Origin of the sequence: Demequina sp. NBRC 110053, assembly GCF_002090095.1 — a bacterium.
Taxonomy (GTDB): Bacteria; Actinomycetota; Actinomycetes; order Actinomycetales; family Demequinaceae; genus Demequina.
Map to the genome: position 1 here is coordinate 256,244 of NZ_BBRJ01000002.1, position 15,206 is coordinate 271,449.

Genomic DNA, 15,206 nt, shown 5'->3' on the forward strand with positions numbered 1-15,206 from the left:
ACGCGCGTGAATCCGGCGGCCCGGCCGGCCAGAGGGCTGCCACGCCACCCGCTCTGGGCGCATCAGCGGCGGCCCCTCACAGCGACAACCTGCACCTCTCGTGTGATGCTGGACGGGTGGCACCACGCGAGTGCCCGATCGCACCCGCGTGCAGGCGGCGGCGCGATGCGTCGCCGGGATGGGAACGGCCGATGCGGTTGTCGAGATCGACGATGGGAGCGCGTGAGCGCGGTCCGGCGCGCCCCGCGGCATCGAGGCTGATCGCGGTGCTCAGCCTCGCCGCCGTCGCGGTCGTCGGGGCGGGCACCACCTCACACTCCCAGGTCGAGGAGCCGCCGGCGCCCGAGTCTGCGGCATCGGCGCCAGCGACCACGCCGACGCCCGATCGCGAGCCGGCGGCCGCCGCATCGCCCAGCCCGACCCCGGCGCCTGCGACCTCGCCGCCCCCGCCGACGACGACGCCACCCGTCGCCACGCCATCACCGGACGCGCCATCGGACCCCACGCCGGCCGGCCCGCGAGCCACCCCCTCTCCCTCCACCACGACGGAACCGCCTGACACGCCCCCGCCCGGAGGCGCCGCAAGCCCCGCGCCCCAGCCGCAGCCGCAGCCGCAGCCGCAGCCATCCACGGGCGCCGCCCGCGGAGGCGACAGCGCATCGGCCCCCCGCGGCGTCCCTCGACCGCCGCGCACCACCTTCGAGGACGTCTCGACGGACCCCACCGACCCCGCGTTCTCCGCGCATGCGCGAGCCATCGAGTGGCTCGCGGCACACGGCGCCGGACTCGGATGGGGGCTCGCCGAGGAGTCGGTCACGTTCGACCCGGACCGGGAAGCGACGCGGGCCGACCTCGCCGCCTTCCTCTACCGTGCCGCCGGCCTGCCGCTGCACCACCGCACCGAGGAGACGTCGTTCGACGATGTGGAGCCGCGCGACGAGCGCTTCGCAGAGATCACCTGGCTCACGCTGCGCGGGGTAGCCCTCGGCGACGACGACGGCGCTTTCGGCCCGGACGTGGTCGTCTCGACGGGCGAGGCCGCCAACGCGGTCCATCACCTTGCCGACGGGCCCGTCGTCGTGCTCGCGCGAGGACTGAGCTTCGATCCCGTCACCGCCCGCTCCGAGTTCGCAGACGCGGCCGAGTGGCTCACCTCCGTCGGCGTGGACGTGCCCATGCCCGATGCCGCCGGGGACGCCGAGCTGCGCAAGCCGATCAGTCGCGGCGCGCTCGCCTCCCTCCTGATGGCGGCGCACGAGTCAGGCGTCACGCTCGCGCGCGGACCGTCGCTCGTGGATGCGCTCGGCAAACGCAGTGCTGCGTTCTCACCGGACGGACTCCTCAACGGGCGTCTCCCCGCATCGACGCTGTGCGACGTGGCGTGGGAGCCCGGCACGTCACTCGCGTGCCACGCCGCCGCCGACCTCGCCCTTCTCAACGAGGCGTTCGCGGCGCGGTTCGGCGTCGACGTGCCGATCACCGATGGGTATCGCGATCTCGCCGGGCAGTGGCTCGCGAAGGCGCGCCACGGGCACTTGGCAGCGACGCCAGGCACGTCGATGCACGGGTGGGGCGCGGCCATCGACCTCGACGGGAGCCGCATCCCCGGAGGCTTCGCCGGACAGGCCTACTCGTGGCTCGTCGCGAATGCACCCAGCTTCGGATGGGCGCTCCCCCGGTGGGCGTCCCCGGTGGGGTCCAAGCCGGAACCCTGGCATCTCGAGCACCTGATCGAGGCTCCTGCGGCGACGACCACGTCAGCCGAGTGACCGGCGCGACGGACCGCACGCTCGCGCCCGCCCGGCCACCGCCGGCGCAACCCGCCGCCGTGAGATGTGTCACAGGCCATGTTCTCCGATCACGTCCGTCGGCGATCGTGTCGATGAACATCGGGCGGGATCGATCAGCGCCCGCATCCCAGGAGGAAGCGCATGGCAGGACCGGAGAGCACGCTGCTCCCGAGGCACCCAGGCAAGGGTCTGGCGTGGCGAGCCGCAGCCGTTGGCGCCTTCGTCGCGACCATGACGCTGACGGCGGCTCCCGCCCTGGCCGACGAGGCCGATGGCTCACCGGCTCCGACCGCGAGCGCGCCGCCGAGCGCCTCCCCGAACCCGACCGCTGACGAGCGCGAGGATGCGGCGCCCACAGCGGCGCCCGCGCCGTCGGCCTCGCCCACGCCGTCCACCCAGCCCAGCACCGCGCCCTCCGAGCGGCCGGCCCCGGTCCCCTCGCCAACGCCCGAGGTGGAACCCGGCGGCGATCCCGACGCCGCGGCTCCCCCGCGGCCCTCCCCCTCGCCCTCCGCCCAGCCCAGCCAGACCGCATCCGCGCCGCCCACCGCCGAGCGCGCGCCGTCCGCCCCTGCCGACCCTGAGGGCCCTGCACCGACGGCGGCCCTGGCGACGGGGGCATCGGCTCGTGCGATCGTCACGCCCTCGTTCGAAGACGTCTCCGCGAACCCTGACAGCCCCGAGCACTCGGAGTTCGCCGCCGAGATCGCGTGGTTGGCCACCCAGGGCATCACCAACGGATGGACCACAGCGAGCGGGGCGCGCGAGTACCGCCCGGGCCAGGCCGTCACGCGTGACGCGATGGCGGCATTCCTGTTCCGCTTCGTCGGCTCCTTCGCCTTCACCGGACCACGCGTGTCGCCCTTCACCGATGTGACCGCGCGCAGCAGCGAGTTCTACGACGAGATCGCGTGGCTCGAGGATCACGGCATCGCCACCGGATGGCGTGTCGACGGCGGGCGCGAGTACCGCCCCCTGGCGCCCATCACCCGCGAGGCGATGGCGGCGTTCCTGCATCGGTGGGCCGGCTCGCCCGCCGTCAAGACGCCCGCCACCTCTCCCTTCGCCGACGTCAGCACCGGGTCCGCGTTCTACGAGGCGATCGTGTGGCTGGAGTCCACGGGGATCGCCCTCGGCTGGGACGCGAACGACGGGCACGAGTTCCGACCCCGCGCACCCATCACTCGCGACGCGATGGCCGCATTCCTGTTCCGCATGAGCGACGCGCAGATCGGCTTTGGCGCCGGCCCGTCGAGCGGTGCGCTCGTGCGCCACGCGACGCTGTACGTCTACGGCGCGGACACCCTCAACATCCGCACCGGCCCGTCCACCTCGTTCCCGGTGTCGCGCCAGCTGTCCCGTGGCGCCGCCGTCATCCCGACCGGCGTGGTCTCACCCACCGGCTGGATCGAGCTCAGCTTCAGCGGCACCAGGCTGTGGGCCTCCGGCTACTACCTGTCCGGCCGCAACGGGACGGCCGTGACCTCGGTCAGGCGCCTGTACGACAACGGTCGCATTCCGCTCGCAGACCTGTGCCCGCTGTCCTGGGACCGGGCCGAGCGCCTGCTGTGCCAGGCCGCCGACGATCTCGAGCGCCTCAACCGAGCCTTCCGTGCCCGCTACGGGATCAACATTCCGGTCAACGACTCCTACCGCGACTACGCGGGGCAGGTGCGAGCGAAGGAGCTGTACGGCAACCTCGCCGCCACGCCAGGGACGTCCAACCATGGGTGGGCGGCGGCGATCGACATCGCGGGTGCCTCCCTCCCCGGCGGCTACCAAGGAGCGGCCTACCTGTGGCTGCGCGACAGCCTCACGGGTTACAACTGGGTCCTGCCGACGTGGGCGCGCCCCTCGGGCAGCAAGCCGGAGGCATGGCACTTCGAGTACACGGGCTGACTCGGGCGTCTCCGGCGCCCGGCGCTCAGTCCTCCAGAGCCTCCGGCAGAGTCCCGAGCTGTCGCAGCCACGCGGAGCGTGCCTCGACCTCCTCGGGGATGTCGAGGATGGAGTCCTGCGGACGGTCGAGGAACTCCGCGAGCGCGGGCAGGCGGAACAGCTGCGCCTTCTGCTGGAAGTAGGAGGACACCCCCATGAGGTATGCCGGCTTGCGGAGGAACGCGCCCAGCAGCGCCGTGTGATACGACGAGGACAGCACCATGTCCACGTCGAGCAACGGCTCCAGGGCGGGTGGCAGGCCGTCGCCGGAGCGATACTCCAGAGAGGCCTTCGCGATGTCGACCACTCCGAAGCTCGAGAAGGGCATGTCCTCCGCCAGCGCGCACACGGTGTCGAGCGCGTCGCGCACCTGCGTGCGCCCGTCGGCGTAGGCGTGCAGCACCAGCAGCTCGGCGCCGGGGTGCGCCTCGTGCACGGTGGCGAGCACGCCGCGCCAGTGATCGAGCGCCCCGTCGCCGCCCGCGTAGTCAGACGTGTTCATGTGGATCGCCACGCGCATGGGTCCCGGGGCTCGAGGGCGGTCGACGGCGGCTCGCGCCCAGTCCTGCAGGACCTCGGTGAGGTCGTCGAACGTGAAGGTGACGGGAAGGTCCGGCAGCGCGTCGCGAGCAAGGTCGAACGAGGCGTGGTCGCGCAGGCCGAGGCACACGATGCGGTGGTGCCTGGCGATCCGCTCGAAGCCCGGCATTGCGGCGCGGTCGACCTGCAGGCCGGAGAACAGGACCGGCGCCTGGGCCCACGTCGCGACCGCGTCGATGACCGGGAAGTGCAGGTGGCCCCACAGTCCGTTGAGGTACCCGCCGCCGACCACATGCACCAGACTGCCATCGGAGGGCGGGTCCACCTCGACCAGTCCCGCGCCCCGTGCGAGGACGGCGTCCTCAGAGAAGAACACGATGCGGTCCGCCGGGTACCACTGCGCCAGCCGCTCGGCCCTCCCCCCCGGGTGCGCGGCGTGCAGTGGCATCAGGAGCGTGGTCGTCCGCCCCTCGCGGCCATCCCAGTACGCGAGCACGTTCTTGTTCTGCAGGACGTCCCCGAAGTTCGAGAAGCCTGCGGAGCCCGTGTACACCAGCACGTCGGCGCCCTGCTCCTCGAGGGCGCGCGCCGTGTCGGGGGTGGCCCAGAACCGCAGCGGGGGGAGACGGTCCCCGCCGCGGCGCGGGAGGTAGCCGGTGAGACGGGCGAGCCTGCGATCGAGTGCGTCGCGCGAGTGCTCGGCGTCCACCAGGGCACGCGCCCGCCCGGCGCGCTCGCGCGCCTGGACGTCGTCGGCGCCGAGCTCGCGGATCGCCTCGACGTAGGCGGCGACGCCGCCCTCGGGGTCGACGGGGTATCCGGTATCGGAGCTCAGGACGGTGCCGATGTCGCCCACGGTGGGTGCGACCACCGGCAGCCCGGCGGCGAGCGCCTCGAGCAGCACGCTCGGCACGCCCTCCCAGTCCGACGTCATGAGAAGGGCGTCGTACTGCTCGATCCGGGCCTGCGCGAGGCCGCCCACGTACGCCGCGCCTCGCCGACCGCCGGCGCTGAGCACTCGGTCCAGGTGCACGCGCCACTCATCGCCGCGATCGATGAGCGGCTCGCCGATCACCGTGACCTCGACGTCCTGACCGTCGTTGACGAGTGCCTCGCACACGTCGGCGAGCCGATCGAGCCGCTTCTGCCGGTCGAACCTGCCCACCCACAGCAGGCGCAGCGGCCCGGGGCTCGGCCGCTCGGGCCGCGTGATGAGATCCCCTGGAGCGACCAGCGACACGGCGAACAGCTCGCGTGGCACGCCCTGCTCCTCGACCACGCGGTCGACGAAGGCGTGGTTGTCCGTGAGGATGCGGGCGAACCGACCGAGCGTGTCCCGCGAACGGTTGTGGAGGAACGACCACGTCGCACCGTCGGCGAGCACGTCGACCACGAAGGTGGATGCGAAGAGGGTGCTGTGCGCGCCCACGGCCGCGCCGAACCGCTCGACCATGTCCCACCCGGCCACGGAGTTCACGATGTGGATGGTCTGCGGGCGCAGCTGCACGCACGCCTTGGCGAGCACCGCCGCCGCGAACTCCGGCCACAGGGCGAAGGCGCCGAGGTCGACGACGGTGACGCCGTCGGGCACGTCGGCGAGACGGTTCGACGTCACCGGCTCGGTGGTGACGAGGCCGATGGCCGCGTCTGGGCGCAGGCGGCGCACCGCCCGAACGTGCTCCAGCAGCACGGTGTCCGCGCCTCCGGTCATCACCCATGGGGCGATGAACAGCATGTCGAGGTCCTGCGGCAGCGTCGCGATGAGCGTCCAGAACGCCCGGCGGTCGGGCACGTTGATCGAGTCCCAGGCATCACCCCAGACCTGGTAGCGCGCGAGGTTGTCGGGAACGGGCGCATGCAGCAAGGTCTGAAGCCGTTGGGCCTCCCACCAGTCGTCCACCATCTCCGGGGTGTCGTCACGGAACGGCCAGGGAATGTCGGGCGCCGGGGGCGCCTCGTCGCCACGGCCGCGTGCGAGCAGCTCGCCAGCGGCCGCTCGTCCCGCCCTCACCACGCGACCAGCGGCGCGACGCGCGGCAGAGGAGCGCGGCGCCGGGTCCTCCGGGGCATCAGGAGCTGAGAGGAATGCGAGCTCGTCACGCGCCACGTCCTGATCGCTTGCCACCGCGTTCCGAGGGAGCAGCGACCCCCGGTGAGCCGCCGCGAGCGAGCCGTGACCCTTGGCGTGGTAGTAGAGCGTGGTCTCCGCGACGACCAGGTGCGGGATGCCCGCCCCCACGGTGTCACAGTTCCACGCCCAGTCCTCCGGCCCGAAGCCCGACCCGGGGCGCAGCTCGCGGTAGGGGTGAGCCTCGAACACGGCTCGGTGAGCCATGCAGAAGGCGTCCCACGGGTTGAACCAGCCCAGCACGCCTGGACGGAAGCCAGCGGCGTCGCTGGGCTCGTACGGGCACACGTCGAGACGGTCTCCGAACGTCACGAGGCGCTGAGGATGCACGATGCTCGGCTCGGCGGCGCCCTGGAGCGCATGGGCAGCCTGCAGCAGCCAGTTGGCGGACGGCAGGTTATCCGCGTCCAGGACGCAGACCAGCGGAGCCGTCGTGGCCGCGATGCCCGCGTTGCGCGCGAGGCCGAGGTCACCGTGGTCGACGTCGAGGACCGTCACCTCGACGGCGGAGCCCACCGTCCCGAATCCCACGAGCCGATCGACCTCGTCGACGGTCTCCCGATCGGCGCGGTCCCGCACCACCATGACGTGCGTCGACACTCCCGCGCTCGCCGCGTGCGCGATGGCGCGTTCGAGCCCCCGCATCGTGGGGACCATGAGGCGGCCCTCACGATGGGTGGTGACGACGACGGCGAGATCTGGGCTGGGCACGCGAGCAGGCTACCCCGAGTGGCGGGTTCGGGACCCTCAGGACACCTGAGTGACGGACACGGTGACGTCGAGGTGCTCGGTCGCGCCGGCGACCACGCCGGACAGCGGTGGGATGTCGGAGTACTCGCGCGCACGACCCACGATGACGTGGTGGTCTCCCACCTCCCGGTCATTGGTGGGGTCGAAGCCCGTCCACTCCCCCGTCCACCACTCGACCCATGCGTGCGACTCTCCCTGGACGGTCTCGCCCATGGCCGCGTCGCGCTTGGGGTGGAGATAGCCCGACACGTATCTCGCGGGGATGCCGATGCGGCGCAGGGTTCCCGCAGCAAGCTGGGCGAAGTCCTGGCATACGCCGGAGCGCGCGTCCCAGGCCTCGCGAGCGATGGTGTGCACGGTGGTGGCTCCTGGCACGTACCTCATCTGGTCATGGAGGTGCTCGCACAGCGCGCGTGCCGTGGCGTCGGGCGACAGCTTCGCGGCGGCCTCACGGGCGTACTCCTCCAGTTCCGCCGGGGGCTCTGTCATGGCCGAGTTGTCGAGGTACTCGCACAGCAGGTCCTGGAACTTGGGGCCACCCAGCGTGTCCCAGGACGCGCGCTCCGCGCGGGCCGGCTGCGGAAGGATCTCCACCAGGGAGGAGCCGGTGACGGTGAGCGAGCGATGCGGCTGCAGCACCTCGAAGGCCATCACGTCGCACTCCCAGTAATCCCGGTACGTGGTCGACCACGTCATAGGGCTCACGTCGACGCGTGAGTCGAGCACCCGCTGTCGCGGCAGCCATGCCGGCAGCAGCCGCGCCTCGTTGTAGGACGACACCACCTCCGTGTCGTACCGAAAATGCGACCGGTGCTCGATCCTCAGCGTGGTCATAGCGCCTCCTGGTTCCACGTGATGGTCGCGGACGGCAAGAAGTAGCGGTCACGAATCATGTCGGACGCGGTCGCGCAGGCCCGCTGCACCTCGTGCATCTGCGTGACGAGGTCGTCGAGGATGTCCCTCACGGGGCTGTACTCGAGGTTGGTCCGCGCTCGCCCGAGCGCGAGACGGGCGCGGCCCGCGAGCGCGCGGTTGGACTCGGAGCCCTCGATCTGGCTGAGGATCGACTCGGCGCGGTCGAGGTTGTAGGCGATGGAGCGCGGGAAGAGCCTGTCGATGAGCAGGAACTCTGCGGCGCGCTCCTCGGTGACCAGCGCCCTGACCGTGCGCAGGTACGCCTCGTGCGCTGAGCACGTGCGCAGCAGCGTGGTCCAGTTGGGTCCCGTCGTTCCCTCGAGGCTGCGGGTCATCAGCAGGCGAGCGATCATGTCCGCTCGCTCGAGCGATCGCCCCAGCTCCATGAAGTGCCACGCGTCGTCCCGCGACGTGGTCGCGCTCGACAGTCCCCACACCACGGCCGCGCGCTCACGAACCCACACGAAGTACTCGTGGGGCCGCGACGCGCGGCTCCACCGGCGCAGGTCCATGCGAGTGGTGTTGAGCGACTCCCACACCTCGGTCGAGATCACCTCGCGCGCGCGCCTGGCGTTCTCGCGCGCCGCCGCCAGGGTGCCGGCGATCGACGTCGCCGAGTCCTCCTCGAACGCGAGCTGGCGCAGCACGTCGCCGCGCGACACCGGGCCGTCGAGCGGACAGCTCATGACGGACAGCAGGGAGGCGTTCGCGCTCGGCTCGTCGACCCACGGGTCCTCGAGCAGCACGTTGAGGTGAACGTCGAGCAGCCGCGCGGTGTTGTCCGCGCGCTCGACGTAGCGGCCGATCCAGAACAGCGACTCGGCGATGCGGCTCAGCATGACGCCTCCTCGCCAGCCAGGTCTTGCTGCTGTTGCTGCTGTTGCTGCTGTTGCTGCTGTTGCTGCTGCTGGCCCGCCACGTAGTCCTCAGGGTGGGCGGTCTGCGGCACGGAGGCCAGCCCGCCGAACTCGACACGCGCCTCGGGCGGCGGCTGGCTCGACGCGCGGTGGCGCACGCCGCCCAGCACCCAGGTGTCCTTGGAGCCGCCGCCCTGCGAGGAGTTGACGATCAGCTGGCCTCGCTGGAGCGCGACGCGCGTCAGTCCGCCGGGCAGCACCCATACGTCGTCGCCGTCGTTGATGGCGAACGGCCGCAGGTCCACGTGGCGCGGCTCGAGGCCCTCGTCCGTGAGCGTGGGGACCGTCGACAGCTGGATGACCGGCTGCGCGATCCAGCCGCGCGGATCGGACGTGATCTGCGCCTTGACCTGGTCGAGCTCCTCGCGGGAGGCCTTCGGTCCGATGGTGACGCCCTTGCCGCCAGCGCCGTCGACGGGCTTCACCACGAGCTCGTCGAGCCGGTCGAGCACCTCCTCCCGCGCATCGGCCTCCTCCAGTCGCCAGGTGTCGACGTTCGGCAGGATCGGCTCCTCGTTCAGGTAGTACCTGATGAGGTCCGGCATATACGTGTACATGAGCTTGTCGTCCGCGACGCCGTTGCCCACGGCGTTGGCGATCGTCACGTTGCCCAGCCGCGCGGCGTTGATCAACCCGGGCGCTCCGAGCGAGCTGTCGGGCCGGAAGACCACGGGGTCGAGGTAGTCGTCGTCGACGCGTCGGTAGATGACGTCCACGCGTCGGCGTCCGGCGGTGGTGCGCATGTAGACGCGGCCGTTGACGGTCTCGAGGTCGCGGCCCTCGACGAGCTCGACGCCCATGGTGCGCGCGAGCAGGGAGTGCTCGTAGTAGGCGGAGTTGTAGACGCCGGGCGTGAGCACCACGATCGTGGGGTCGTCGACCCCCTCGGGCGCGCACCTGGCCAGCGAGGCGCGCAGGCGGCGCGAGTACTCGAGCACGGGACGGATCCCCATCGCGCCGAACATCTCGGGGAACATCTGCGACATCGCGCGCCGGTTCGACAGGACGTAGCTCACTCCAGAGGGCACGCGGACGTTGTCCTCGAGCACCCGCCAGATGCCGTGCTGGTCGCGCACGAGGTCGATGCCGGACACGTGCACGCGCACGCCGTTCGCAGGCTCCACGCCTGCGACGGAGCGGTAGAAGTACTGCGACGTGGCGATGAGCCGGCGCGGCACCACGCCGTCCTGGACGCAGTGCTGGGAGCCGTACACGTCCGCCAGGAAGGCCTCGAGCGCCTGCACGCGCTGCGAGACCCCGGGCGAGATGATGTCCCATTCGTCCGAGCCGATCACGCGCGGCACGATGTCGAGCGGGAACGGCCTCTCCTCACCCGCATGGTCGAAGGTCACGCCCTGGGCGAGGTACGTGTTCGCGAGCGCCTCGGCCCGCGAGTACAGGTCGTCTCCCGACATCCTGTCGATCTCCGCGTACACCCGCGCGTACGGGTCGCGCACGCTGCCCTCGACGTCCATCGCCTCGTCCCACGCGGCGACAGGCGTGTACCCGGTCCAAGGAGTCGGATCATCCGTCGATGCCATGGCCCCACGTTAACGGGGGTTCTTTGCGGATGCGTTTCGTTCGCGTGTCGCCACCGCCATCTCCTGCTCGAGCCGGGCGCGATGCGCGGTCGTGGCGCTAGAGTCTGGCCATGGGATACCCCGAGGACCTGCTGTCCCCGCATGAGAGGCTGCTGCTGCACCGTCGCCAGCACTGGAAGGTGCTGATCGGCGCTGGTGCATGGCTCGCCGTGATCGCGGTCGCGTCCGTCCTCGGCCTGATGTGGGCCTCGAGCCTGAGCGGGCTCGGGGCAACGGTCGCGACCGCCGCCATCGCCGTGGCCGCGCTCGCGCTGCTGGGATGGCTGGTCGTCGCCCCGTTGATCCGGTGGGCGACCACGCACTTCGTCATCACCTCGCGCCGGCTCCTGTTCCGGACAGGCGTCTTCACCCGCACCGGCATCGACATCCCCGTGGCCCGGATCGCCTCGGTGCAGTTCCGTCACGGTGTGATCGACCGCATGTTCCGCACCGGGACGCTGATCATCGAGTCAGCCTCCGACGACCCGCTCGAGTTCGACAACATTCCCGAGGTCGAGAAGGTCCACCAGATGCTCTACCACGAGCTCTACGACGAGCTCAGCGACGACGGTCGCTGACCCTCACGCCGTCGAACGCCGGCGCGAGCGCGCCGCGCAACACCGCTGAAACGTGTTCCTTCCTACACTGGCCTTTCACCACCGCGGCGTGCGCCCGGAAGGAGGGACCGTGGGACTGCTCGGAGATGTCACGTGTGCCGTGATCACGGTGTCCGACCGCCGGGCAGCAGGCGCGGCGAAGGACACCGCGGGTCCGGCGATCTCGCAGGCGCTCGAGCGGGAGGGCGCGGTGGTCGTGACCTCGATCGTGCCGGACGGGATCCGCTCGGTGCGCGAGGCTCTCGACGCAGCGCTGGCGAGCGGCGCCACGCTCGCGATCACGACGGGGGGCACGGGCGTGAGCCCGCGCGACGTCACTCCCGAGGCCACCGCGCCGTTCATCGCGGTCGACCTCCCTGGCGTCGCGGAGCTGCTCCGTCGGGAGGGCGCCGCGACCACGCCCATGGCCGCCCTGAGCCGCGGCCGCGCCGGCATCACCGCGTCCCCGCACCGCGCGATCATCGTCAACCTGCCCGGGTCCGAGCGCGCTGCACGAGCAGGCGTCGCATCGCTGCTGACGCTCCTCCCCCACGCTCTCGATCAGCTCGAAGGGGGCGACCACCCATGACCGTCGCCTTCGCCCGGATAGCCGATGCGCCCATCGGCCTGGACACGCACGTCGCCGCGGTCTCGGGGTCGGGCGATGGCGCGGTGGTCACCTTCTTCGGTCAGGTGAGGGACCACGACCCCTCGGTCGAGGGCGAGGTCACGCACCTCGACTACTCGGCCCACCCCGACGCCACCGCCGCCCTCGCACGCATCGCGACCGAGGTGACCGCCGCATCGGCCGCGGAGGTGACGGTCGCCGTCACGCATCGCGTGGGCCTGCTGGCCGTGGGCGACGCCGCCATCGTCGTCGCCGTCGCGAGCGCGCACCGCGGCGAGGCGTTCGCGGTGTGCCGGGACCTGGTCGAGCGTGTCAAGGCCGAGGTGCCGATCTGGAAGCGCGAGATCCTGGGCGATGGCACGCACACATGGGTGGGCATCTCATGACCGCCGTGCGCCATCCCGGCCTCGCGGACCGGTTCGGTCGCGTCCACCGCGACCTGCGCATCTCGCTCACGGACCGCTGCTCGCTGCGCTGCACCTACTGCATGCCGGCCGAGGGCGTGCCGTGGCTCCAACGCGACACCATGCTGTCGACGGACGAGATCGTGCGCATCGCGCGCGTCGCGGTCGCGATGGGCATCGACGAGATCAGGCTCACTGGCGGCGAGCCGCTGCTGCGCGCGGACGTCGTGGACGTGGTCGCCAGGCTCGCGCAGCTCGAGGGCCCCGGCGGAAGGCCGGAGCTGTCGCTCACCACGAATGCCCTGCGGCTGCCGGCGCTCGCCGACCAGCTGCATGACGCCGGACTGGCCCGCGTCAACATCTCCCTCGACACGCTGCGCCGCGACCGCTTCCACGAGCTCACCCGCCGCGACAAGCTCACCGAGACGCTCGCGGGGATCGCCGCCGCCGAGGCTTCCGGCATGACCCCGATCAAGATCAACGCCGTCGCGATGCGGGGCGTCAACGATGACGAGATCGTGGACCTCACCCAGTTCTGCGTGGACCACGGCTACCAGATGCGCTTCATCGAGCAGATGCCCCTCGATGCCGGGCACACCTGGGACCGCAAGGAGATGGTCACCGGCGCGGAGATCCTCGCGGCGCTGCGCGAGCGGTGGACCCTGGTCGAGCGCGGCGATCGCGGCGCGGCCCCCGCACAGGTATGGGACATCGCGGGCACCGCGGCCTCCGTGGGCGTCATCGCGTCGGTCACCGCGCCGTTCTGCGGCACGTGCGACCGCGTGCGCCTCACGGCCGACGGCCAGCTGCGCGCGTGCCTGTTCGCCCGCGAGGAGTCCGACCTGCGAGGGCTCATGCGCGACGCCGCGAGCGACGAGCAGCTCGCCGACGCGGTGGCCGCCTGCCTGCGCCTCAAGCGGCCGGGTCATGACATCGACGACCCGAGCTTCCTGCAGCCCGACCGTCCCATGAGCGCCATCGGAGGCTGACCGTACTTTCGCCGCAGGTGCGGCGCTAGAGTGAGCGTCATGCCGCATCTGCGCATCTCTGAGGCAGCCGCCCTCGCCGGCGTGTCCGATGACACCCTCCGCCGCTGGATCGAGGCCGAGGGGATCGCCACTGCCAGGGACGCCGCGGGCCGCGCGCTCGTCGCCGGTCAGGACGTCGCGCGGCTCGCGCGCGAGCGGTCGCGCCTCGCGCACGACGCGAGCGGCGTGGCCCGGTCAGCGCGCAATCAGTTCGTCGGCATCGTCACGGCGGTGACGTCCGACGCCGTGATGAGCCAGGTCGAGCTGCAGTGCGGCCCGAACCGCGTGGTCTCCCTCATGAGCACCGAGGCCGCGCGCGAGCTCGGCCTGGAGCCCGGCACGGTGGCCACCGCCATCGTGAAGGCGACCACCGTGATCGTCGAACGCACGGAACCCACGGAACGCACGGAACCCACGAAACGCACGGAGCGCACGTGAGCCGCCCATCGGCGCTTCTCGGTGTGACGACGGCGCTGCTGCTCCTGCCAGGGTGCTCGAGCGCGACGGCGGACGGCGATCGCCAGCTCACGGTCTACGCAGCGGCATCCCTCACCCACGTGTTCGGGGAGCTCGAGCAGACCTACGAGGCCGCCCATCCCGGCGTCGACGTCGTGATGGTCCATGGCGGATCGTCCGAGCTGGCCGCCACCATCCTCGAAGGTGCGCCAGCAGACGTCTTCGCGTCCGCGAACGAGGCGCAGATGGACGCGGTGCGCACGGAGATCGCGACGAGCCCGCAGGTGTTCGCGACCAACACCCTGACCATGATCGTCGAGCCCGGCAACCCCCTGGGCCTCAGCGGTCTGGACGACCTCGCGCGCGAGGACGTCGCCTCGGTGGTGTGCGCGCCGCAGGTGCCGTGCGGCGCCGCGACGCTCGACCTCGCGTCCCTGATCGGCGTCGAGCTCGCCCCTTCCTCACAGGAGAACTCGGTGACCGACGTGGTCGGCAAGGTGGCGTCCGGCCAGGCCGACGCTGGGGTGGTCTACGTGACCGAGGCGCAGCCGTCCAGCGGTGTGCAGGAGGTCCCCCTCGCCGGCGCCGCAGAGGTCGTGAGCGCCTACCCGATCGCCGCGATGGCAGGCGGCCACTCCCCCGACCTCGGCCCGTCGTTCGTGGAACTCGTGCTGAGCGCTGACGGGCGCGCGGTGCTCGAGCGCGCGGGGTTCGGAGCGCCATGACCGGGACGATGCCGCGATGGATGGGCCCGCTCGCAATGATCGCGGCGGCGGTGGTGGTGCTGCCCATCGCCGCGACCGTCGCGCGGCTGGACTGGTCTCGCGCGCCGGAGCTGCTGACGACGCCCGCGGCCATCGGCGCGCTGACCTTGAGCCTCGCGACAGCCGCGATGTCGACGGGCCTGTGCCTGCTGCTCGGGCTCCCGCTCGGCTACGCTCTCGCGACCTGGCGTTCGCGCCTCAAGCCCGCCGTCCGCGCGCTGATCCTCGCCCCCCTCGTGCTCCCCCCTGTCGTCGGCGGCCTCGCCCTGCTCTACGCGTTCGGCCGGCGCGGACTCGTGGGCGAGGCGCTCGAGGATGCAGGCATCTCGCTCGCGTTCACCACGGCCGCCGTGGTTCTCGCGCAGACCTTCGTGGCGATGCCGTTCATGGTGCTCGCCACGGAGTCCGCCCTCGGCGCCCGTGCGGGGCACCACGAGGCCCTCGCGGGGACATTGGGCGGTTCTCGTACGCGCACCCTCTGGCAGATCACCGTTCCCGCGCTGCGCCCGGCGCTCATCACGGGCACGGTGCTTGCGTTCGCCCGCGCCCTCGGGGAGTTCGGCGCGACGCTGACCTTCGCCGGCTCGATGCCGGGGGTCACGCGCACCCTGCCGCTCGAGATCTACCTCCAGCGCGAGACGGACGCGGACGCCGCCGTGGCGCTGGCGGTGCTCCTGGTCGCCGTCGCCGTCACCGTGGTCGCACTCGCGTACCGACCGCTCGCCGCGCGCCCGACGGACGGAGCCGGACGGTGAGCCTCGAGGCGCGGGTC

The 15,206-nt window shown here is 71.8% G+C and carries 13 protein-coding genes; 9 read left to right on the top strand and 4 right to left on the bottom strand.

Annotation, left to right across the window (positions count from 1 at the left end):
* Nucleotides 1-266: 266 nt before the first annotated feature.
* On the top strand, nucleotides 267-1,769 hold the full coding sequence (locus B7K22_RS01280; protein ID WP_144276187.1) for a M15 family metallopeptidase: 1,503 nt from the start codon (nucleotides 267-269) through the stop codon (nucleotides 1,767-1,769).
* 162 nt (nucleotides 1,770-1,931) lie between these two features.
* On the top strand, nucleotides 1,932-3,689 hold the full coding sequence (locus B7K22_RS01285; RefSeq protein WP_084037993.1) for an S-layer homology domain-containing protein: 1,758 nt from the start codon (nucleotides 1,932-1,934) through the stop codon (nucleotides 3,687-3,689).
* Between the two features lie 25 nt (nucleotides 3,690-3,714).
* Here B7K22_RS01285 and B7K22_RS01290 read toward each other — a convergent pair whose 3' ends face one another.
* The 4 genes from B7K22_RS01290 to B7K22_RS01305 are packed head-to-tail and all read right to left on the bottom strand — an operon-like array spanning nucleotide 3,715 to nucleotide 10,519.
* On the bottom strand, nucleotides 3,715-7,107 hold the full coding sequence (locus tag B7K22_RS01290; protein WP_144276188.1) for a glycosyltransferase: 3,393 nt from the start codon (nucleotides 7,105-7,107) through the stop codon (nucleotides 3,715-3,717).
* Between the two features lie 36 nt (nucleotides 7,108-7,143).
* Entirely contained in the window at nucleotides 7,144-7,980 is an 837-nt protein-coding gene (locus B7K22_RS01295; protein ID WP_084037995.1) for a transglutaminase family protein, read from the bottom strand.
* Nucleotides 7,977-8,900, bottom strand: coding sequence for an alpha-E domain-containing protein (locus B7K22_RS01300; RefSeq protein WP_084037996.1), 924 nt, complete (start codon nucleotides 8,898-8,900; stop codon nucleotides 7,977-7,979). Before B7K22_RS01300 ends, B7K22_RS01295 begins: the two co-directional genes overlap by 4 nt.
* The gene (locus B7K22_RS01305) at nucleotides 8,894-10,519 is read right to left on the bottom strand and encodes a circularly permuted type 2 ATP-grasp protein (protein ID WP_084037997.1); all 1,626 of its coding nucleotides are present in this window, start codon (nucleotides 10,517-10,519) and stop codon (nucleotides 8,894-8,896) included. The genes B7K22_RS01300 and B7K22_RS01305 overlap by 7 nt, the downstream gene beginning before the upstream one ends.
* A gap of 110 nt (nucleotides 10,520-10,629) precedes the next feature.
* Here B7K22_RS01305 and B7K22_RS01310 point away from each other — a divergent pair, with 110 nt between their 5' ends.
* The 7 genes from B7K22_RS01310 to B7K22_RS01340 all read left to right on the top strand — a co-directional run bounded on the left by B7K22_RS01310 (nucleotide 10,630) and on the right by B7K22_RS01340 (nucleotide 15,189).
* Nucleotides 10,630-11,136, top strand: coding sequence for a PH domain-containing protein (locus tag B7K22_RS01310; RefSeq protein ID WP_084037998.1), 507 nt, complete (start codon nucleotides 10,630-10,632; stop codon nucleotides 11,134-11,136).
* A gap of 109 nt (nucleotides 11,137-11,245) precedes the next feature.
* On the top strand, nucleotides 11,246-11,743 hold the full coding sequence (locus B7K22_RS01315) for a molybdenum cofactor biosynthesis protein B (protein ID WP_371327638.1): 498 nt from the start codon (nucleotides 11,246-11,248) through the stop codon (nucleotides 11,741-11,743).
* A complete protein-coding gene (locus B7K22_RS01320; protein ID WP_084037999.1) occupies nucleotides 11,740-12,168 on the top strand; it encodes a molybdenum cofactor biosynthesis protein MoaE in 429 nt (142 codons plus the stop codon). Before B7K22_RS01315 ends, B7K22_RS01320 begins: the two co-directional genes overlap by 4 nt.
* A complete protein-coding gene (gene moaA, locus B7K22_RS01325; protein ID WP_084039618.1) occupies nucleotides 12,165-13,175 on the top strand; it encodes a GTP 3',8-cyclase MoaA in 1,011 nt (336 codons plus the stop codon). The genes B7K22_RS01320 and moaA overlap by 4 nt, the downstream gene beginning before the upstream one ends.
* 39 nt (nucleotides 13,176-13,214) lie before the next feature.
* A complete protein-coding gene (locus B7K22_RS01330; RefSeq protein WP_084038000.1) occupies nucleotides 13,215-13,652 on the top strand; it encodes a molybdopterin-binding protein in 438 nt (145 codons plus the stop codon).
* Entirely contained in the window at nucleotides 13,649-14,395 is a 747-nt protein-coding gene (modA, locus tag B7K22_RS01335) for a molybdate ABC transporter substrate-binding protein (protein ID WP_084038001.1), read from the top strand. Before B7K22_RS01330 ends, modA begins: the two co-directional genes overlap by 4 nt.
* Nucleotides 14,396-14,415: 20 nt before the next feature.
* Nucleotides 14,416-15,189: an ABC transporter permease gene (locus tag B7K22_RS01340; protein WP_234983256.1), complete on the top strand. Its 774-nt coding sequence runs from the start codon at nucleotides 14,416-14,418 to the stop codon at nucleotides 15,187-15,189.
* Nucleotides 15,190-15,206 lie beyond the last annotated feature (17 nt).